This window comes from Huijunlia imazamoxiresistens (genome assembly GCF_037132455.1).
Taxonomy (GTDB): domain Bacteria; phylum Bacteroidota; class Bacteroidia; order Chitinophagales; family Chitinophagaceae; genus Flavisolibacter; species Flavisolibacter imazamoxiresistens.
The window spans coordinates 74,401-96,088 of the sequence record NZ_JBBBEI010000009.1; the positions used below are offsets into that span (position 1 = coordinate 74,401).

12 protein-coding genes are annotated in these 21,688 nt (G+C 55.6%); 7 read left to right on the top strand and 5 right to left on the bottom strand.

The features are described from left to right. The 7 genes from V9K67_RS12955 to V9K67_RS12985 all read left to right on the top strand — a co-directional run. The coding region (locus V9K67_RS12955; RefSeq protein ID WP_336723091.1) for a beta-galactosidase small subunit-related protein at positions 1-1,733 on the top strand (1,733 nt) is incomplete at its 5' end. 362 nt (positions 1,734-2,095) lie between these two features. Next, the gene (locus V9K67_RS12960) at positions 2,096-3,751 is read left to right on the top strand and encodes an alpha-L-fucosidase (RefSeq protein WP_336723093.1); all 1,656 of its coding nucleotides are present in this window, start codon (positions 2,096-2,098) and stop codon (positions 3,749-3,751) included. Between the two features lie 335 nt (positions 3,752-4,086). Beyond that, a complete protein-coding gene (locus tag V9K67_RS12965) occupies positions 4,087-6,486 on the top strand; it encodes a glycoside hydrolase family 127 protein (protein WP_336723095.1) in 2,400 nt (799 codons plus the stop codon). Between the two features lie 57 nt (positions 6,487-6,543). Then, entirely contained in the window at positions 6,544-8,586 is a 2,043-nt protein-coding gene (locus V9K67_RS12970) for an NPCBM/NEW2 domain-containing protein (RefSeq protein WP_336723097.1), read from the top strand. 161 nt (positions 8,587-8,747) lie between these two features. Further along, positions 8,748-11,075 (top strand): glycoside hydrolase family 31 protein, encoded by a 2,328-nt coding sequence (locus tag V9K67_RS12975; protein ID WP_336723099.1) that lies wholly within the window; start codon positions 8,748-8,750, stop codon positions 11,073-11,075. 39 nt (positions 11,076-11,114) lie between these two features. Next, positions 11,115-13,034 (top strand): glycoside hydrolase family 97 protein, encoded by a 1,920-nt coding sequence (locus tag V9K67_RS12980; protein WP_336723247.1) that lies wholly within the window; start codon positions 11,115-11,117, stop codon positions 13,032-13,034. Between the two features lie 30 nt (positions 13,035-13,064). Further along, positions 13,065-15,677, top strand: a complete 2,613-nt coding sequence (locus tag V9K67_RS12985; RefSeq protein ID WP_336723101.1) for a glycoside hydrolase family 31 protein — start codon at positions 13,065-13,067, stop codon at positions 15,675-15,677. Positions 15,678-15,793: 116 nt separating this feature from the next. Here the strand turns inward: V9K67_RS12985 and V9K67_RS12990 are convergent, their stop codons facing one another. The 5 genes from V9K67_RS12990 to V9K67_RS13010 are packed head-to-tail and all read right to left on the bottom strand — an operon-like array spanning position 15,794 to position 21,668. Further along, complete coding sequence (locus V9K67_RS12990) at positions 15,794-17,065, bottom strand: mandelate racemase/muconate lactonizing enzyme family protein (RefSeq protein WP_336723103.1); 1,272 nt, start codon at positions 17,063-17,065, stop codon at positions 15,794-15,796. 24 nt (positions 17,066-17,089) lie between these two features. Further along, entirely contained in the window at positions 17,090-18,034 is a 945-nt protein-coding gene (locus V9K67_RS12995) for an RraA family protein (RefSeq protein ID WP_336723105.1), read from the bottom strand. Positions 18,035-18,065: 31 nt separating this feature from the next. Then, positions 18,066-19,202: a bile acid:sodium symporter family protein gene (locus V9K67_RS13000; RefSeq protein ID WP_336723107.1), complete on the bottom strand. Its 1,137-nt coding sequence runs from the start codon at positions 19,200-19,202 to the stop codon at positions 18,066-18,068. Between the two features lie 24 nt (positions 19,203-19,226). Beyond that, positions 19,227-20,765 (bottom strand): gluconokinase, encoded by a 1,539-nt coding sequence (locus V9K67_RS13005; protein ID WP_336723109.1) that lies wholly within the window; start codon positions 20,763-20,765, stop codon positions 19,227-19,229. 12 nt (positions 20,766-20,777) lie between these two features. Next, on the bottom strand, positions 20,778-21,668 hold the full coding sequence (locus tag V9K67_RS13010; RefSeq protein ID WP_336723111.1) for a helix-turn-helix domain-containing protein: 891 nt from the start codon (positions 21,666-21,668) through the stop codon (positions 20,778-20,780). Positions 21,669-21,688 lie beyond the last annotated feature (20 nt).

Sequence of the window (21,688 nt, forward strand, 5' to 3'; positions counted from 1 at the left end):
GCGGGACCGGCGGCTCGAACTTCCGGACGGCATTAAGTGCCATCAGGGCCATCGACAACACCCGTCCTACCCATTATGAAGGGTTTGGCGTAGGCCCGGGCAACCCGGCCGACCTGGACAGCAAAATGTATTCGCCCATACTGCCGTATCCCAACCCCGATGCGAAGCAACGGCTCCTGGCCTCCGTGGCCCTGACGGCAACGGACACGGCCCTGACAAAACCTTTTTACCTATGCGAGTTTGCCCATGCGATGTTCAACTCCATGGGTTCGCTGAAAGAATACGGTGAGGCCATCGATAAGTATCCCTCCCTGTTGGGAGGAGCTATTTGGGAGTTCCAGGACCAGGGCATCTGGAACCGGCGCAATCCCGCCCGCCCGATCCTGGCCTTTGGCGGCGGTTTCGGCGAGTTTCCGAACGACCACTATTTTATCCATAAAGGCGTGTTCACCTCCGACCGGCAGCCCAAGCCGCATTACCCGGAAATGAAGCACGTATTCCAGTGGATCGGCATTTCGGCAGAAAACCTGGCCGGCGGCAGTTTCCGCATTCGCAACAAATACCAGTTTGTTGATCTAAGCGGTTTGGAAGCCAGCTACGTAGTTACCAAAAATGGCCAGCCGCACAGCTCGGGTACGTTCAGCGTGGCAGGCATCGGGCCCCGGTCCGAAAAAACCATAACCATCCCCTATGCCGGCGAGGATAGGGAACCCGGCGCGGTGTACCACCTGCGGCTTTCCTTCAAGCTGGCGAACGACCAGTTATGGGCACCCAAAGGCTATGAGGTAGCCTCGGAGCAATTTGAATTGCCCTCTGCGGAAAAGGGGGCCACCCTGGAGACGGCAGCAACCGCGCCCCTGCGCCTGGAACAAACGGATACGTCCATAGCGGTGCAAGGCAAAGAGTTTCGCTTGGAATTCAATAAAGCTTTGGGCACGATCAGCCGCATGGTCGTGAACGGCAATAATGTATTGCAGGAGAACGGCGGGCCCCTGCTCCATTTGTGGCGGGCGCCGCACCAGCAGGACGACCTGTATGCCGACAGGGGCTGGGAAGAAACAGGATTGAAATACCTGCGCTGGACCACGAAAAGCATTTCGGCGAAACAATTGTCCCCAGCCTCCGTCAGCGTTACGGCCATCCTGGTGGGCAGCGGCATCCATGGCTTCTCCGTCAGCCACGATGTGGTGTATACCATATCCGGCGACGGCACCATAAAAGTGCAGAACAGCGTGGCGGCCAGTGATGCCAACCTGGTCCTTGCCCGCATGGGCGTTCGCCTGTTTTTGAACAAAGCCTATGAGCGGTTCGATTACTTCGGCCGGGGGCCCTTCGAGAATTATTCCGACCGGAAGAGCGGCTCGGACGCGGGGATCTATGGCAGTACGGTAATGCAGCAGCTGACGCCTTATGAGCGACCGATGGAATGCGGCAACCATGAAGACGTGTACTGGGCAACTCTTTCCAACAGGGAAGGAGCGGGCCTGAAGATCATGGCCGATAAAACCCTGCTGCAGGTAGCTGCCCTGCCCTACAGCGACGAGGAGCTGGCACGGACCGAAAACAGGATCGACCTGCCCCAAAGCACCTCCACGGTAGTCGCCATCGGCTACAAAACCTTAGGCGTCGGTTCCAACTCCTGCGGTCCCACCCCCATGCCGGAATATACCGTTAAAGCGGCGCCGGCAAATTTCACGTATCTCATGAAGCTGGTTACAGGCAGGGGAAAATAGTCAGGGTTGAATCGAATCAAGTCTGTTCCAGGCAGCAGGGTCAGGGGCTTACGGATAAGAAATGCGGCAGTAAGGACAACGGATGTTTTGGCTGCTTCCTGTCCGGGAAAGGAAGTTCATGCGCTGCAATTAAGGGCAAAAAGTCGGATTTGTATAAAACAAAGTCTGTTTCCTGTAAGGGCAGGGAAGATGCAGCAAGTAACTTTGTACCGACGTAAATTCAGGAAGATAAAGGACTTGTCGTGTCGCCAGGCGGTGCAGGAGAACCTCTAAAGCGGCCTATGCCCCCCTGCAGTGGTCGGGAACGGTGTGTAATAAAGAGGCGCACATTCATTAAACTACAAAAAGACTAACGATTCATCATGGACCGCAGAACCCTTTTAAAGCAGTTAGCCCTGGCCGCCCCGGCCATCACCTTGTCGAAATACACGCATGCCGCCGACAGTTTTTTGAACGGCACATATGAGCCCATGGCTCCCGGGCCCTTTCGGCCCACCTGGGAAAGCCTCTCTGCTTACCAAACCCCCGAATGGTTCCGCAATGCCAAGTTCGGCCTCTGGGCCCACTGGGGCCCGCAATGCCAGGCCGAAGCCGGCGACTGGTATGCCCGTGGCATGTACCAGGAGGGAAGCGGCAAGTACAAATACCAGCTCGAAAAATATGGCCATCCCTCCAAATTCGGGTTTAAGGACGTGATCCACTCCTGGAAGGCCGAACAGTGGGACCCCGAAAGCCTGGTAGCGCTGTATAAAAAGGCGGGTGCCCGGTACTTTGTGGCCCTGGCCAACCACCACGATAATTTCGACCTGTACAAAAGCCGGTACCAGAAAAACTGGAATTCCACCCGCATCGGTCCCAAAAAAGACCTGATCGCCGGTTGGGAAAAAGCCGCCCGCCGCCATGGCCTCCGCTTTGGCGTAAGCGTCCATGCGTCCCATGCCTGGTCCTGGTTCGAGCCGGCACAGCGGGCCGATAAGTCGGGGCCAATGGCCGGCATCCCTTACGATGGCCGGCTGACCAAGGCCGATGGGAAGGGCTTATGGTGGGAGGGCCTGGACCCGCAGGAGTTGTATGCGCAAAACCATCCCCTGAGCGAAAACAGCTTCAACGACAACATGATCCACCGGCAGTGGAACTGGGGCAACGGGGTGGCGGTACCCTCAAAGGAATATTGCGAAAAATTTTACAACCGGACCATCGAGCTGATCAACGCTTACGATCCCGACCTGGTGTATTTCGACGATACCGCCCTTCCTTTATGGCCGGTGAGCGACGCCGGCCTGCGCATTGCCGCCCATATGTACAACCGGAGCATTAAAAAGAAGGGGCGGCTGGAAGCGGTAATCAACGGCAAGATCCTGGATGCGCAGCAGCGCAAATGCATGGTGTGGGATATTGAGCGGGGTCAGAGCAATGAAATAGAGCCCCTGCCCTGGCAAACCGATACCTGCATCGGCAACTGGCATTACGAACGCAGCCTCTACGAACAGAAAAGATACAAAAGTGCCCGGACCATTATCCACACCCTTGCCGATGTGGTGAGCAAGAACGGCAACCTGTTGCTCAGTGTCCCGGTACGGGGCAATGGCACCATCGACGAGCTGGAACGCGCCGTGGTGGAGGAGATCGGGGAGTGGATGGCCCTCAACGGCGAAGGGATCTATGATACCCGTCCCTGGAAGGTCTTTGGAGAAGGACCGGCCATGGAAGCGGCTGCCCCGCTTTCGGCCCAGGGCTTTAACGAAGGAAAGGGAAAACCCTTTACGGCCGGCGATATCCGTTTTACGGCAAAGGACCATACCATTTACGCGATTGTCATGGGCTGGCCTGAAGACGGCAAAGTGCGGATCAAAAGCCTGAAAAGGGGGAGCGCCCACCTGAATGGAAGCCTTTCAAAGGTGGAACTGCTGGGAGCGACCGGCGGCCTTGCTTTCCAGCAGAGGGAGGAGGCGCTGCTGGTGGAACTGGGGGGGAACAAACCCAAACTTGACTATGCTTTTACGTTAAAGATTTCTTAGGGGCCCCGGCGGCAGTTTGGGGGAACAATTGTTTCAGGATACCTCCGGTAGGGAGAAGCACCTAAAGTTCGCCCGGATGCCGGAGCCGGGCGGGCACAAAACACCATAAAGGATCAAACATTTGTTCAGGGCCGGCAGATACCCCAAAGGGGGTGTTTGCGCTTGCCCGGCAGCCGAAGGCAGGACAATTCTTCCATAGGATGAACGATGCTGCCCCCGGGATAACAATTGTGCTATTAATTTTTCCAAATGACTCATTCCCCCTTGGGTGGGGACCCTACTTTTGGCAGCGGGATAGATCCCTCCATATGATTTGTTTAAAGAATTAATCTATCATGATGCGCTTGCCCCTTTTTTCATTGTTGCTCGCCTGTGGCCTGGGCGCCGGTATGGCTGCGGCCGCCCAGGAAAAGTTATACCCCAATACCTTTCCCCTACAAAATGTCACCTTGCTCGACGGGCCGTTCCAACAGGCCCGCGACCTGAATATCCGGACGCTGTTGCAATACGACGTAGACCGCCTGCTGGCCGGCTACCGGCAGGAGGCGGGGCTGGCCGCCAAAGCCACCCCCTTTCCCAACTGGGACGGGCTGGACGGTCATGCGGGCGGCCACTATTTATCCGCTTTGGCCCTGCACTATGCCGCTACCGGGAACCCTGAATGTAAAAAACGCATGGAATACATGCTGGAAGAACTGGACGCCTGCCAGGAGGCCAATGCCCGGAACCATCCCGGTTGGGGCGCCGGCTATGTGGGCGCCGTTCCCAAGGGCGAAGGGTGCTGGCCGAAGTTGAAAGCCGGCGATATCAGCCCGGTCTGGAAATATTGGGTGCCCTGGTACAATGTCCATAAAACGTACGCCGGCCTGCGGGACGCCTGGTTATATGCCGGCAACGAACAGGCAAAGCGGATGTTCCTGAAATTCTGTGACTGGGGTATCGCCATCACCGCAGGGTTAACGGAGGAGCAAATGAACGAGATGCTCGGCAATGAGCATGGCGGCATGAACGAGGTTTTTGCCGATGCCTACCAGATGACCGGCAATGAAAAGTACCTGGCCGCGGCCAAGCGGTTCTCGCACAAAATGTTGCTGGATGCCATGGCCGCCTCCGAGGACAACCTGGACAATAAACATGCGAACACGCAGGTGCCCAAGGCGGTGGGGTTTCAAAGAATAGCGGAAGTGGCCAAAGACGACCGGTACGGAAAGGCCGGCAGCTTTTTCTGGGAAACCGTCACCTCCCGCCGCACCCTGGCCTTCGGCGGTAACAGCCGGCGGGAGTTTTTCCCGAGCGCCGCTGCCGGCAGTGATTTTGTCAACGATGTGGAAGGGCCGGAAACCTGCAACACCTACAACATGCTGAAACTGACCGAAGACCTCTTCCGGGTTCGGCCGCAGGCGAAATATGCCGACTTCTACGAACGGGCGCTGTACAACCATATCCTGTCCACCCAGCACCCGGAGCATGGCGGTTATGTGTATTTTACGCCGGCACGTCCCCGGCACTACCGGGTGTACTCTGCTCCCAATGAAGCCATGTGGTGTTGCGTGGGCAGCGGTATGGAAAACCACGGGAAATACAGCCAGTTTATCTATACCCATACACAGGAGGCCCTGTACCTGAACCTCTTCGTGGCCTCCGAAGTCCACTGGAAGGAAAAGGGCATCCGCCTGCGGCAGGAAACGACTTTTCCCAATGAAGAGCAAACCCGGGTGGTCATTACCCAGGGGGCTTCCCGCTTTACCTTAATGGTCCGGTATCCGGAATGGGTGGGGGAGGGGGCCCTGAAGATCCGGGTAAATGGCAAAGCCGTTGCGTATACGGCAAAGCCGTCCTCCTATATCGCCCTGGAACGGCAGTGGAAAAAGGGCGACGTGGTGCACATCTCCCTGCCCATGCACCACTCCGTCGAACAATTGCCCAGTGTACCCAACTACGTCGCCTTTATGCATGGGCCCATCCTGCTGGGCGCGAAAACAGGCGCCGAAGACCTGCGCGGCCTGGTGGCGGGCGACAGCCGCTGGGGACATATTGCCAGCGGCCGGAAACTGCCGGTGGATAAAGCCCCGGTTTTGATCGAAGGCGATGGGGGCGCGCTGGCCGGCAAACTGGTGCCGGTGGCGGGTAAGCCGTTGACGTTCCGCTTGTCGGGGGTGGATATGCGGAACCCGGGTGATTTCGTGCTGGAGCCTTTTTACAGGATCCACGACGCCCGGTATATGCTCTACTGGATGAACCTGTCCCCGGCGGCCTACCGTTCCTATATGGATTCCATCGCCGCCCTGGAAGCGCAAAAGCTGGCCCTGCAGCGGCGCACGGTCGATTTTGTGGCGCCGGGAGAGCAACAGCCCGAAGTGGACCATTCCATGGAAAAGCAAAATTCCAATACCGGCAATTACCTGGACGAGTTCTGGCGGGATGCCCGCAACGGGGGCTCCTTCAGCTACAGCCTCTCCACCGGCGGGCAAACCGGCTTACGCCTGATCGTCCGCTACTGGGGTGCCGAGCGGGGCGCCCGGAAGTTTGACATCTACATCGATGAGCAAAAGCTCCTTTCCGAGGACCTGGCGGAAAAATGGAACCAACAGAAGTTCCAGGAAGTGGAATATACGATCCCCGACGCGCTGGTAAAAGGGAAGGCCCGCATACGGGTGAAGTTCCAGGCGCCGCCGGCAGGCACTGCCGGCCCGGTTTATTACCTGCGCCTGGCGCGGGAAAAAGGGGCGCAGTAGCAAGGAAACGGTATTCGAAACATACATAAAATGCAGGCTCTTAAAAATATACACAAGATGAAGGCAACCATAAGCAGGAAATGGATCACTTTGGCTGGATGGATGATCGCGCTGAACCTGGCCGGAACAAACCGGCTGTCCGCGCAAACCGTATGGCTCGACCAGCTGGACCTCCGGGCCGCTACCCAGGGTCATGGCGTACCCATGAAAAACAAATCCGTTGACGGCCGGGACATCCGGATCGGCGGCAAAACGTTCCAGCGGGGCTTCGGCACGCATGCGGAGAGCTCCCTGATGATCCAACTGGAGGGAAAAGCCACCCTGTTTACGGCCCATGTGGGGGTGGACGACGAAATGGAAGGGCACCAGCCGGCAGTGGAGTTCGTGGTCATCGGGGACAACAAAAAGCTTTGGTCGAGCGGCGTTATGCGCCTGGGAGAAGCCGCAAAGGCCTGTTCCGTTTCGCTGGCCGGCGTGCAAAAGCTGGAGCTGGTGGTTACCGACGGCGGCAATGGCAACTACTATGACCATGCCGACTGGGCGGATGCGCAATTCGTCACCACGGGCGTCCGTACCCTTGCCACCACCAATCCCGTATCCGGCACCCCTTATCTACTCACCCCCAGGCCTTCCGCCCAACCCCGGATCAATGGCGCCAGCGTCTTCGGGGTACGCCCGGGTTCCCCTTTCCTGTTTCGCGTAGCCGCCACCGGCGACCGGCCCATGGCCTTCTCGGCCAAAGGATTGCCTGCGGGGCTGCGGATAGATCCGCAAACCGGTATCATTACAGGTAACCTTTCCACCGCCGGAACCTATATTGTTTCGTTAACCGCAAAGAACCGGAAGGGAACAGCGGAACGCAAGCTACGCATCGTCTGTGGCGACCGCATGGCGCTCACCCCGCCGATGGGCTGGAACAGCTGGAACTGTTTTGCCGGCGAGGTGTCGGCCGATAAGGTAAAAAGGGCCGCGGATGCCATGGTAAAAAGCGGGCTGGTCAACCATGGCTGGACCTATATCAATATAGACGATTTCTGGCAGAATCACCGCGACGCCAAGGACTCCACGCTGCGGGGCCCGTTGCGGGATGATGCGGGCCATATCGTGCCCAATGCCCGGTTTGGCGATATGAAAACGCTCACCAATTATGTACATGACCTCGGGTTGAAGATCGGCATCTATTCCAGCCCCGGCCCCTGGACCTGCGGCGGCTGTGCCGGCAGTTACGGCTATGAAAAACAGGATGCGGAAAGCTATGCCCGCTGGGGCTTCGACTACCTCAAATACGACTGGTGCAGTTACGGCGGCGTCATTAACGGCATGCCGGAAAACAATCCCTTCAAAGTAGCCTCCCTGTCCTACCAGGGCGGCGGTACGCTGCCGGTGGCGGTGAAACCCTTCCAGGAGATGGGCGCGTACCTGCGGCAGCAGCCCCGCGATATCTTGTTCAGCCTGTGCCAGTACGGCATGTCGGATGTATGGAAGTGGGGCGATAATGTGGGCGGTACCTCCTGGCGCACCACCAATGACATCACCGACACCTGGGCAAGCGTGAAAGGCATCGCCCTGGCACAGGACAAAGCCGCCGCATGGGCGAAACCGGGAAACTGGAACGACCCGGATATGCTGGTGGTGGGTACGGTGGGCTGGGGAAATCCCCACCCGAGCAAGCTGAAGCCGGATGAACAATACCTCCACATGAGCCTTTGGAGCCTTTTTTCGGCCCCGCTCCTCATTGGCTGCGATATGGAGAAGCTCGATGCGTTTACCCTGAACCTGCTGACCAATGACGAAGTGATCGACATCAACCAGGACCCGCTGGGCAAACAGGCCACCTGCGTGCAAACCATCGGGGACCTGCGGATCTATGTGAAGGAGCTGGAAGACGGCAGCCGTGCCGTGGGCTTCTGCAACTTCGGCCTCGAAAAAGTGGCGCTTTCTTATAACGACTTCGAAAAGCTGGGTATAACCGGCCGCCAAAAGGTACGTGACCTCTGGCGGCAGAAGGATGTCCGCAACCTCCATACAAAAAGTGATCACCTGCCGGTTAACGTGCCGGTGCATGGCGTGCTGCTGTACAAATTTACTCCTGCCCCGTGATGATGACGATGTGCCGGGATAAAGCCCGGCCCCAAATGCGTAACATGAGCTAAAATTAAAGTCGAAAGAGCATGAAGTACCGCCTGTTCACCTTCCTTTTTGTATTTCTTATTGCCGGCATAAACAGCAGCGCACAGTCGTACCAAAAAACCGGTCTTGGCATGAAAACCGCGGTCAAGGGTATGGAGATAGAGCTGCAGGTTTACAGCCCTGCGATCATCCGGGTGCTGAAATCACCGGCGGGCCGCCCCTTCTCCAAAGAAAGCCTTTCGGTGATCAAAAAACCCGGAAAGGAAACGTTCCGTGTACGGGAACAGGGCGAATGGCTGCACCTGGAAACGGGTAAGGTAAGCGTACGCCTGGACAAGAGGTCGGGAGCTATCGCGTACTATATGGGGTCCAATGACCTGCTGCTGAAGGAGAAAGAAGCCGGCGTAAGCTTTACCCCCTTTAATGATGCCGGCAGCAATACATTTACGGTGCTACAGACCTATACCCTGGAAGCAGACGAGGCCATCTATGGACTGGGCCAGCAACAAGGCGGAAAGATGAGCCAGCGTAATGTGTCGCTCCGCATGGTCCAGGGAAATACGGATGATTACATCCCCTTTTTTCAATCCGTAAAGGGGTACGGCATTTTCTGGGATAATTATTCGCCCACACAGTTTACGGATAATGCGGCAGGAACATCTTTCCGGTCGGATGTAGGCGATTGCGTGGATTATTATTTTATGTACGGGGGCAATGCAGATGGGGTGATTGCCTGCATGCGCGACCTCACCGGCCAGGCGCCCATGTTCCCCTTATGGACTTTTGGTTTCTGGCAGAGCAAGGAGCGCTATAAAAGCCAGGACGAACTGGTGAACGTGGTCAAAAAGTACCGCGAATTGAAAGTGCCGCTTGATGGAATCATCCAGGACTGGCAGTACTGGGGTAATAATTATTTATGGAATGCCATGGACTTTCTGAATGTGGAATTTCACAACCCCCAGCGGATGGTGAATGAGGTGCACCACCTGAATGCCCGCCTGATGATCTCCATCTGGAACTCCTTCGGCCCTCAGACAAAACAGTACCGGGAACTGGATACCATCAACGCCCTGTTTGACTTTGCCACCTGGCCCCAGTCAGGCTCTGAAAAATGGCCGCCCAACCGCGATTACCCCTCCGGTGTACGGGTATACGACGCCTACAATCCCGAAGCCCGGAAGATCTACTGGAACTATTTGAAAAAAATGTTTTCGCTGGGAATTGACGGGTGGTGGATGGACTCTTCCGAGCCGGATCACCTGGATTTCAAACCCGCTGATTTTGATAATAAAACGTTCCTGGGTTCCTTCCGTAAAGTCCGTAATGCTTTCCCGTTGATGACGGTGGGTGGCGTGTTCCAGAACCAGCGTTCCGAAAGCTCCGGCAAACGTGTATTCATCCTTACCCGTTCCGCCTTTGCAGGGCAGCAGCGTTATGGCGCCAATACCTGGTCGGGCGATGTGACGGCATCCTGGGACGCGTTGCGCCACCAGGTATCCGCCGGGTTAAACTTTTCCCTCACCGGCATACCCTACTGGAACAGCGACATTGGCGGGTTCTTCCTTTCGAAATACCGCCGGAAACTGGAGGACCCGGAATACCGCGAGTTATATGTCCGCTGGCTGCAGTTCGGCGCGTTTACCCCGATGATGCGCTCGCATGGAGCAGATGCCCCGCGGGAGATCTACCAGTTCGGCAAAAAAGGCGATAAGGCTTATGATGCCATTGAACGGTATATTCACCTGCGTTACCGTTTGCTGCCCTATATCTATTCCACTGCCTGGGAGGTAACGGCCCGTCAATCCAGCATGATGCGCGCCCTGGTGATGGATTTTCCAAAGGACAAGGATGCTTTGAATATCAATGACCAGTACCTGTTCGGCAAATCCCTGCTGGTAAGCCCGGTTACCGGGGCGATGTACCTGAAGCCGGTGGTGACCGGGAAGGATACTGCCTTTGCGGAGGATTTCAGCACGATCCGATCAAAGGCTACCTACCTGCCGGCCGGTGCTGCCTGGTACGACTTCTGGACAGGGGAAAAGCTGCAGGGTGGAACCAATGTAACCAGGGAAACGCCCCTGGATATCCTGCCCCTGTATGTAAAAGCGGGCTCCATCCTTCCTGTAGGACCCGACGTCCAGTATGCCGAAGAAAAGAAATGGGACGAACTGGAAATCCGTGTATACCCGGGGGCAGACGGCACCTTTGTCCTGTACGAAGACGAGAATGACAATTACAATTATGAAAAAGGAGTTTACGCCACTATTCCCTTCCGCTGGGAGGATAAAAAGAAGACGTTGACCATAAGTGACCGGAAAGGCGCTTTCCCGGGGATGCTCCAAAACCGGAAATTTCATATAGTCATCGTGCATCCCGGCAAAGGCGGAGGAGAGCAAAGGGTAGCCCAACCCGATAAGGTGATCCACTACACGGGCAAAAAAGTAACCATTACATTCTAATCGTATACAAATTGAAGCATGGCAAAAGGGAAAGCAACGATGGTTGCGGCGCTTGTTTTTTCGCTTAGCGGAATTGCCGCATTCGCCCAGAAGATAACGGTCCGGTCGCCTAATCAAAAAATTAAGGTGTCCCTTTTTAACAGCCGGAACCAGGACGCAGGGGCATGGTACCTCGCCACCACTTATTCGGACAGTGGAAAAACATCGGAAGTGGTGCCGCGGATCGACCTGGGACTTTCGAGAAGCGACCAGGATTTTTCCGGTGAGCTGAAATTCCTGAAAGCGGGCAAGCCGCTGTTGATCAGTGAACAATACACCGTCCCGCATGGCAAAAAATCCGTGTGCAGCAATGCGGCCAGCGAGGTGACGGTTTCGTTGGAGAACCCCTCGAAAGCTAAATTGAACATCATCATAAGGGCCTACAATGACGGCGTTGCCTTTCGCTACGAATTCCCCGAAAAGCAGGGGACCTTTGAAGTGAAGGAGGAACATACCGCCTACTCCATTCCCGGTGAAACGGCGCGGTGGATGGAAAGATGGAATCCCGCCAATGAAGGCCTGTACACCGCTATGAGCGGCGACAAGGTGCAACAGCAGGAATGGGGTTACCCCGCACTGTTCCGGTCCAAAGACAGCGCCTGCTGGTACCTGTTGCACGAATCCGACGTGAACCGCACCTATTGCGGCTCCAAACTGAGTAACCAAGGGGAGGCATCGAAATACAAGCTGGCCTTCCCCAACCCCAAAGACGGCAGGGGAACAGGTGCGTCCGCTCCCACCATATCCCTTCCCTGGAAATCGCCCTGGCGGGTGATGGTCATGGGCGGGCTGGACGCTATCGTATCCTCCACCCTGGTGGACGATGTGGCCCCCCCTTCCGTTGTAAAAAATACGGACTGGATCCAGCCGGGAAAGGTTTCCTGGAACTACTGGTCCAGCAACCATGGCACCAAGGACTTTAAAGTGGTAAAAGAGTTTGCCGACCTGGCCTCGGAAATGGGGTGGCGCTATACGTTGCTGGACTGGGAATGGGACGCCATGTCCAACGGGGGCAAGGTGGAAGATGCGGCAAAGTATATCCTGTCCAAAGGGGTAAAACCGTTGATCTGGTACAATTCGGGCGGCAACCATACCTGGGTGTCGGCTACGCCCAAAGACCGCATGCTGACGCATCAAAACCGGGTGGAGGAATTTACCAAACTGAAGAAAATGGGCTTTGCAGGCGTCAAGATCGATTTTTTCGAAAGCGAAAAGCAGGATATGATCCGCTACTACCTGGATATCCTGGAAGATGCCGCCCAGTTTGAAATGCTGGTGTATTTCCACGGCTGCTTGGTCCCCCGGGGATGGGCCCGGACCTATCCCCACCTGATGACCTACGAGGGCGTGCGGGGAGCGGAATGGTACAACAACGGGCCGGAATTTACAGGTACCGCCCCGGAGCATAATACCATCCTGCCCTTTACCCGCAACGTGGTGGGCGCTATGGATTATACACCGGTGACCTTTACCAACTCGCAATTCCCGCACCTGACCTCCTATGGGCATGAGCTGGCCCTGAGCGTCTTGTTTGAATCCGGCCTGCAGCACCTGGCCGACCGGCCGGAAGGTTATTACGCGTTGCCGGATGCCGCCAAAGCCTTTCTCCGGGCGGTTCCCAACGCCTGGGAGGAAACAAGGCTGCTGGAAGGTTATCCCGGCAGGGATGTGGTCATGGCCCGCCGTAAAGGAAGGACCTGGTACATCGGGGGCATCAATGCGGAAACCAGGGAAAAGAAGAAAACCCTGCGCTTCGATTTTTTGCCCCCTAACGCAACCTATAAACTGACCCTGATCGCCGACGGGCAGCACGACAAAGCCTTCGCCACGAAATACCTGGTGGTGGACCGGTCCGGCTCCGTGGAGGTAGGCCTGCTGCGGCGGGGCGGCTTTGCCGCCTTGTTAGAGCCGGTATTGTAACGCAAATAAAAAACGATCCTTGCCAGAATCATGAAGTCAACACTCTTTTTATTGTTTGGATGGCTGCCCGCCCTTGCATGGGGGCAGGTGTATCAAAAGCACCGCTTGCAGCAAGACCGGCTTTCCATCCAGCTGTCCGAAGGCTTGCTGCACCTTACCCCCTTGTCCGAAAAAGCGGTAAGGGTGCAATGGGAAAAAGACGGCAGCAGGGAAGAACGCCAGTTTGTTTTGGTCAACAAGCTCCTGGTCCCGGCATTTACGTTCGCGGAAACAGCAGCAAAGCTGAAACTGAGCACCAAGTCCATAAATGTGCTCTTTGATAAACAAACCGGCGTCATGGAATACAGCGACCGGGGCGGGAAGGTGTTCCTACGGGAAAAGGCCGGGAGCCGGAAACTAATAAAGGACTCCGTTTTGGGCGCGCCTTGCTTTATCGCGGCGCAAAGTTTCGACTCGCCCCCGGGCGAATATTTGTTTGGCCTGGGCCAGTTCCAGGACGGGGCGTACAACCTTCGGAACATCAGCCGCAAATTGATCCAAGTGAACTCCCAGATCGCCATCCCTTTTCTTTATTCCAGCAGGGGGTATGGCATTTTATGGCACCAGTACGGCCTCACGGACTTTAATCCTGCCGATCACGAGGTGCCGCTTGCCAAAAAAGACCGGGCGGACGGGGAAAAGGGGGAGGTGGAAGTAACCACCACTTCAGGAACGCAAAAGGTTTCCCGGCAGCAATCCGTGTATGCAGGTACGTTCCGGATCGAGAAGGAAGGCGAATACGCCCTGATGCTGGACCTGGGAAATATGGACAGCCGCCACCTGGTTACCATTGATGGCATTCCCTGTATCGACCAGTCGAACCTGTGGCTGCCGCCGGCCGTGGGAAAGCTGGTCCGCTTAAAGGCCGGCGAACATTCCGTGCAAGTGGTGTGCAAGGCGTCGAATACGCCGAAACTATCGTGGCGGCAGGCCGGCAACGAAACCACGTTCCGCTCGCCTAATGCCCGCTCGCTGGATTACGTGGTGTTTCATGGAAAAAATGCCGACGAGGTGGTTGCCACCTACCGCAACTTATCGGGAAACGTGCCGATGCTGCCGCTATGGGCGTACGGTTTCTGGCAGTGCCGCGAACGGTACACCTCCGGCAACCACCTGGTGGAAACGGTAAAAGAGTTCCGGAAGCGAAAGCTGCCCCTGGATGTGATCGTACAGGACTGGCAATACTGGGGTAAATACGGGTGGGGCGTACCCAAGTTCGATGAAGCCCATTATCCCGAGCCCGGCAAGTTTATAGGGCAATTGCACGACCTGAAGGCCCGGTTTTCCATTTCCGTCTGGGAAAACCTGGATAAAGCCTCGGAAGTAGCCAAAGACTATGTTTCGAAAAACCTGTACATCCCCAACAGCCCCTGGATCGATATCTATCAGCCCGAAACGGGGCGGACGCACTGGAACGCGTTGCGGAAAAACCTGTTTGACTACGGGGTGGACTCCTGGTGGATGGACGCTACCGAGCCGGAGAACGACGCCCTGGCCGGAAAGCAAACCCATTTCGGGCTGGGCAACTTTTACCGGCTAACCTACCCGCTCTTTGTCAGCAAAGCGGTGTATGAAGGACAACGCCATACCGACTCCTCCAAGAGAGTGGCGATCCTTACCCGTTCCGCCTTTGCCGGCCAGCAGCGTTACGGCACGATCAACTGGTCGGGGGATATCGGCTGGGACTGGGATGCCTATAAGCGGCAGATCGTTGCCGGCCTCAATTACTCCCTGACGGGAATGCCTTACTGGACGACGGATATCGGGGGCTTTTTCCGCCCGGGCCCCTCCCAGTATACGGACGCGAAGTACCATGATATTTTAACGCGCTGGTTCCAGTGGAGCACCTTCAATACCATTTTCCGCATGCACGGTTACCAAACGGAAACCGAACCCTGGAAGTACGGGCCAACCGTTGAAGCCCATATGCGGAGCATGCTCGACCTGCGTTACCGCCTGTTGCCGTATATCTATTCGGAAGGATGGCAGGTTTCCAGCAAAGGGTCCACCCTGGTGCGCCCCCTGGTCATGGACTTTCAACACGACCGGGCGGCCATCGGCCAGGCCTACCAATACCTGTTCGGTAAAGCGTTCCTTGTGGCCCCTGTTACCGAACCCGGGGTTTCCGAATGGGGTGTTTACCTGCCCCGCGCCACGGACTGGTACGACTTCTGGACCGGCAGGCGGTTCGGGGGCGGGCAAACCATAAAAACCGCGGCCCCGCAGGATAAAATTCCTGTTTTTGTCAAGGCCGGCGCTATCGTCCCCATGGGCGGCTACCAGCAATATTCCTCGGAAAAGGCTATGGATACCCTGGAGATCCGGGTTTACCCCGGCGCCGACGGCCATTTCAACTGGTACAGCGATGAAGGGGATAATTACAATTACGAAAAAGGCAAGTACGCCCTGGTGCCCTTTGCGTGGAACGAAAAGGAGCAAACGCTGACGATTGGCAAACGGCAGGGCACTTACGCCGGGGCGTTGCAGCAATGCGTATTCAATATTGTCCGGGTACAGGAGGCGCAAGGGCAGGGAACAGGCATAAGCCCGGCAACAAGGCAAGTAATTTATAAAGGAGAAAAGACCCGTGTGGCCCTCCGGTAACTTTTCCTTTGATCCCTAAATTGTTGTAAGGCTGATAAAACGAAAAAGTCAACGTTCAGAAAGCGTTTGCCTCCGGCGGCGCTTTCTGAACGTTGACTTTTTTGCGAACACCCGGTTTAGGCGAAGAACGGCATGTTGGGCAAGGCATATTTTTTCATGCCTTCTTCATTGATATCCACGCCAATGCCTGGTTTTTCGGAAAGAGGGATGAAGCCATCCTCCACCCATTTACCCTCGTAGGTAACAATATCCCGGAACATCGGGTCGGTATGAAAGTAGGATTGCCATTCCAGTATCAGGAAATTGGGGACCGAGGCGCATACATGTGCGGAGGCCATGGCGCCGAGGAAAGAGGCGACCATATGCGGGGCAAAAGGCACATAATATAAATTCGCCAGGTTGGCGATGCGCTGTCCCTCGCCAAGACCCCCCGCTTTCTGAAGATCAGGCATAACGATATTCACGGCGCCTATTTCCAAAAGCCTTCTGAACCCGTAGGCCAGGTACAGGTTCTCGCCGGCGCAAATGGGCGTCCGGGTGGAATCCGTGATCAGCTTGTAGGCTTCCACGTTTTCCGCCGGTATCGGCTCTTCCAGCCACATCAGGTTTAAGGGTTCCAGGCGCTTGGCCACCAGTTCGCCGGTAACGGCATCGTAGCGGCCATGCATGTCCACGCATATATCGATGTTCGGCCCGACAGCTTCCCGGGCGGCGGTTACCTGGTCCACCATACGTTGCAATTCACCGGGGCTGGCCGTCCAGTTATACAGGTCATATTTATTGGGATCATTGGCCTGGTCCAGGTCGAACTTGATGGCATTAAAGCCCATTTTCTTCGCCTTGAGCGCCGCCTCTGCAAAATCTCTTGGCGCGGGCAGACTGCGCTGGTATAAGGCCGTATCGCAGTATACCCGGATCTTATCGCGGAACTTTCCACCCAGCAGCTGGTATACGGGCATGTTCAGCGCTTTGCCCGCGATGTCCCATAAGGCGGTTTCGATTGCGGAAAGAACGGCTACATACATACCTGCCTGGGCGCCCTGGAAAAACCCGGATTTCCGGATATCTTCAAACAGGCGGTGCACGTTCAACGGATTTTTGCCTTTGATCCGGCTTCCGAAGTTCTGCACGAGGTGGTACGTACCCGGTACGGCGTCCACCCCTTCTCCACACCCCCAGATCCCCTGGTTGGTGTGGATCTTCACAAACACGCTTCCTTTGATGTACCCGCACTTTATATCGGTAATTTTTAATTCGGAAGGCGGCGAGGATTTTGGTGTTTTGTCAATTGCGGCTTCATAGCTGCGGCCGAAGGATGCCAGGGGGGCAAAAGCAGCCGCCAGTGCCGCCCTGGATAAAAAGGATCTTCTTGAAGTTGAGGTTGCCATTTGATGGTGGTTTAAAGGTGATGCTTACCAGGTGCGTTCTTTTAAATATTTCTGGATTTCTTCTTTGGGAACCGGGAGCTCGTTGATATGGTCATTCAACCATTTGGAAAAATCCTTTTCTATTTCCTCGCTCCAGCGGGCGTCGATCTGGCCGGCCGTATATTTTCCCTCCCGTAAACGCAGGTGTCCGAACATGTCCCGTAAGCGGACGACCTCTGAGGTCCGCACCACTTTTTCCGCCAGGTGCGGCGGGATAAAGACAACAACGCCATTTTTGCCCAGTACCACATCTCCGGGCATAACGGTTGCCTGGCGGATCCGCGTAGGGTGGTTGATGCCGACAATCATGGTATTGAGATCGCCTTCAGGGTTGTGGTGGGAAGGATCGTAACTGGTGAAATAAGAGGTGAACCCACCCATTTCCTTTAAGCCGGCAACGTCTCGTAAGGCCCCGTCATAAACAATCCCGTTCCCGGATTTGGCATAGATGGCATTGCCGACATTGTCACCAATGGTCGGCCCGTTGCGGTGCGCGCCAAACTGGTCGGCAACATACACGTCCCCTTTTACCAGCAGGTCTACCGCCCAGGTATTCTGGCCGCGTTTGCCCTGCTGTTTGCCGCGGTCGTCAATGGCTTTCCATACGTCAGGCCGGCCGGGCATGAAGGAAGCGGTAACGGCCCTGCCCACCAATACACTATCCGGGTTGATCTGCTGCCATCCTTCGGCAATCTGGTAGAGGTAGCCTGCGTTTTTCATGACGGCCCAGGCCTCTTCCACGCTCACTAATTTCATGCGTTGAATCAGGTTATCGGGCACTTTCGGCCTTCCATCGGGGAATCGTTCCCCCTTCCATTCAGCGGTCAGGGCCAGGAGTTGTTCTTTGGGGAGCTGCACCTGCTGTGCTTTTGACGGTTTCAGGAACAGCAAAAGGGTAAGCGAACATAAGAAGCGGTTCATTGTGCGCATAGGGTTTGCTTTTTTTTACAGGAATAATTTTTTAAAGGATACCTGCCGGGGCGGCTTCTTTCTTTTCCGCGGTTTTTTCGGGGGCTTTCTCTTTCGGCAGATGATTGTGCCACCAGCTGGCCAGTGAAGAACCATTCACGTTCATTACCGGTCCGAAGATGGCGGGCGCCAAACCTGCGGTGGCCATTTTTCCCATGGTCAGGGCAAGGCCGGTAGCCAGCCCGGCGTTCTGCATGCCCACTTCAAGGGCTATGGTGCGGCAGTCGCTTTCCGGGAAATTCAATAAGCGCGAGGACCAGTAACCCAGGAAAAACCCGGCAACGTTGTGCAGGAAGGTGGCCACGAGCAGCAAGGCACCTACTTTCAGCAGGTTATCCCTCCCTGCCGCTACCATGATCGCCAGGATGCAGGCGATGCCCGCCATGGAAAGAAGCGGCATGACCTTGTCCAGCCAGCTGAACTTTCCACGCATCAGGTGGTGGAAGGCAAGGCCGGCAACAATGGGAAGGATGACGATCTTGGTGATCTCCCACGCCATGCCCCAAAAGTCGATCTGGACAAAGCTGCCGCCCAGCCACTGCAGCAGCAAAGGGGTTAAAAAGGGGGCCAGCAGGGTGGAGATCGTGGTCACCGAAACCGAGAGGGCCAGGTTGGCTCTTGCCAGGAACGCCATCACATTGGACGCCAGGCCGCTGGGGCAGCATCCCACTAAAATGATCCCGGCAGCAATTTCCTTTGGAAAATCAAAAAGGCTGGCGATGGTAACGCCCACCAGGGGCATGATGAGGTAATGAAAAGCAACGCCGACGATGATCCCTTTCGGCATGCGGACCACATGGGCGAAATCCTTCAGGCTGAGTTCCGTGCCCATGCCGAACATAATGACCTGCAGCAGGGGAATAATGAGCGCGGACATTTTAAAGCTGCCGATGCTCACGAAATAGTGGGGGTGGTACAGGGCAAAGCTCACCACGCCCAGGATCATTACCGTAAAGGAAAGGCCTTTGAGGAACTTGTTGCCCCGGAACGCCAGCGCCAGGAAGAAGAAGAACGACAGCAACAGTCCTCCTCCCCAATGATGCAATTGCCCGGCGGTAACAAGGATCCATGCGATCAAAAGAAGGGCAGCGGGCAGGTAAAAAAGATGGTAACGGGATTTTTTGTTCATGGCAAGAAGGGAATGGGTTAGAGATTATGGTTCGTTTTCATTTTCCTGTTGCAGGTCGGCAATCGCCTCGAATTCATCAAACAACTTCACGCCTAATCGTTCGAAAATGGCGAAGTGCTTCATGTATACCTGGTGATGCTTCTTCTGGGGAAGGAAACTGTCCGGCAGCTTCACGGTTTCCGCGGCTTCATCCAGGTTTTTGTAGATGCCCATTTCCACGGCGCTCAGTAAAAAAGAGCCGAAGGCAACGCTGTCCGAACCCGGTCCCTGCTTGATATGAACCGGCTTGTTGAACATGTCCGCCATCATCTGGGTCCAGAAAGGATAAGAAGCCAGGGTTCCGTTTGCCGCGATGCTTTTGAAGGAACGATGCTCCTGGAGGGTTTTTCCAATGCTGTAAAATGCGTATAAGATGCCTTCGATCGTGGCACGGACAAAATGGGGTTGTTCGTGTTTTATGTTCAGCCCGAAATAAACGCCCCGGGCGTTGGCGTTCCATATCGGTGCCCGTTCCCCCTGCAGGTACGGCAGGAAGATCAACCCCTCCGAACCCGGGGGCACCCTGCCGGCATCGGTGATCAGGTTCTCCACGCACTCCTCGAGGTCAAATGCTCTTTTAAAATCGCCGAATTGCTTGGCATACCATTCAAAGACCGATCCGGCATTGTTGGTGGGGCCGCCGGAAACATAATTGCCTTCGGTAAGCACGTAGTTAAACAGCCGCTGCATGTCATCCTGCAGCACTTCCTTGCCCGCCACCCTAACGGCACCGCTTTCCTCCAGCGTTACGGTTGCTTTCCCGTCCCCCCAGACGCCGGCGCCCAGCGTGGCCATGCAGCCATCGCTGGAGCCAATGATCAACTTTACCTTTTCGTGCAGGCCCAGTGAGGCCTGGAACTCCCTTTTCAACTTTGCCGAGGAATAAAACACCGGCACCACGTCGGCCAGTCTTTCTTTGCCGATGCCTGCATGTTTCAGCGCATCGTCTTCCCATTGCAGGGAATAAATATTCAGCATGCCCGTTGCGGAAGCCACGCTGTGGTCCACCACATATTCCCCGGTAAGCTGCTGCAGGATATAGGTTTTTATGGACAGGAACTTTTGCGATGCGGCAAAGCGGTCTTTTTCGTGGTTTTTCAGCCAGGTGATTTTATTGAGCGGCGACATGGCGTGTATGGGCGTGCCGGTTGCCTTGTATAAGGACTTTCCGAGAGCGGAGTTTTTCAGCTCATCGGCTTCCTTTTTTGCGCGGTTGTCCGACCATACAATTGCATTGCCTATGGGTACGCCGTTCCGGTCAATCGGCAACACGCTATGCATGGCAGAACTAAAGCAAATGCAGGCCACCTTGCGTTTTTTGGGATGGATGCTCTCATTCAGGAAATTCTTGAGAATATAAAGCATCGTGATGAAGATCTGTTCGGGGTCCTGCTCGCTATAGCCCGGCTTTGCATGGAAAGTGGGGTAGGAGCCTTTGGAGGAACCCAGCAGCTTTCCCTTCAGGTCAAACGCCGCAACCCGGATGGCGCCGGTTCCTATTTCAACGGTAATGATACAGTCCATTTTCAAAAAAATTTAATTAGCGGATGGGGTGTTTTTCTTCCGGAACGCACTGGGCGTATAGCCCGTCAGTTTTTTAAACGTAGTGGCAAAATGCTGTGATGAATAAAAGCCTACATCCATCGCTATGTCGGTCACCTGCACGTCGGGGCGCTTCAGTAATTTGATCGCTTCCGAAATGCGGATGTTGATGAGGTAGTTCAGGGGCGAAAAGCCTGTCAGGCGCTTTACCTTTTCGGAAAAGGCCGTCATGCCCAGGCCCACCAGGGCCGCCATTTCCTCCACCGTCCATTGGTGGGAAAGGTCTTCGCGCAGCGCCTGTTCCAACTTCAGGAAGGTTTGGGGGAAGTCCCTGCGGGAATCATTCTCCCGGGTTAACTGGCGGGCTATCAGGATGAACAGTTCGTCGATCAGCTGGTTGATGCGGGTGGCATAACCGATCTCCTGGTTGACCAGTTCGCTCTGCAGGTTTTTCAACAAGATGCCTGCCTCCTTCAGCTTCGACAGTACCGGGCAATTATTCAGTTGCAGGATCCTTCCGATGGTCCTGCTTTCGCTTTCGGTAAGACCGCTCCATTCGCCCATCACCACTTTGCCGTTTCGCTGCAGCTGTTGCAGCTCCAGGTGCATCCAGGAAACGGCGCCTATATCCAAAAAATCCTTTTCCCCGCCAAAGACCTGCCCGGGTAAAATAACGGCCAGGTCGCCCGGGTACAGGATATAGTGCTGTTCCTGGATCATCCAGTTGAACCGGCCTTCCATGATATAATAAAAGCGGATAAATTCCGATGCTTCTTTCTTTAAAGAATCGAATTGGATGATGCTGATCTTTCTGGAAGCAAATTCAATGATGTAGGGAAAAGCATAAAGCTCTTTACAGCCTTTTGTGACAGTGTACTGGTTCATGCAATCGTTAATTTCCGGGG

Coding starts and splice junctions, on each gene's coding strand:
- V9K67_RS12960 (WP_336723093.1), top strand. CDS start 2,096: ATGGACCGCAGAACCCTTTTAAAGCAGTTAGCCCTGGCCGCCCCGGCC.
- V9K67_RS12965 (WP_336723095.1), top strand. CDS start 4,087: ATGATGCGCTTGCCCCTTTTTTCATTGTTGCTCGCCTGTGGCCTGGGC.
- V9K67_RS12970 (WP_336723097.1), top strand. CDS start 6,544: ATGAAGGCAACCATAAGCAGGAAATGGATCACTTTGGCTGGATGGATG.
- V9K67_RS12975 (WP_336723099.1), top strand. CDS start 8,748: ATGAAAACCGCGGTCAAGGGTATGGAGATAGAGCTGCAGGTTTACAGC.
- V9K67_RS12980 (WP_336723247.1), top strand. CDS start 11,115: ATGGTTGCGGCGCTTGTTTTTTCGCTTAGCGGAATTGCCGCATTCGCC.
- V9K67_RS12985 (WP_336723101.1), top strand. CDS start 13,065: ATGAAGTCAACACTCTTTTTATTGTTTGGATGGCTGCCCGCCCTTGCA.
- V9K67_RS12990 (WP_336723103.1), bottom strand. CDS start 17,065: ATGGCAACCTCAACTTCAAGAAGATCCTTTTTATCCAGGGCGGCACTG.
- V9K67_RS12995 (WP_336723105.1), bottom strand. CDS start 18,034: ATGCGCACAATGAACCGCTTCTTATGTTCGCTTACCCTTTTGCTGTTC.
- V9K67_RS13000 (WP_336723107.1), bottom strand. CDS start 19,202: ATGAACAAAAAATCCCGTTACCATCTTTTTTACCTGCCCGCTGCCCTT.
- V9K67_RS13005 (WP_336723109.1), bottom strand. CDS start 20,765: ATGGACTGTATCATTACCGTTGAAATAGGAACCGGCGCCATCCGGGTT.
- V9K67_RS13010 (WP_336723111.1), bottom strand. CDS start 21,668: ATGAACCAGTACACTGTCACAAAAGGCTGTAAAGAGCTTTATGCTTTT.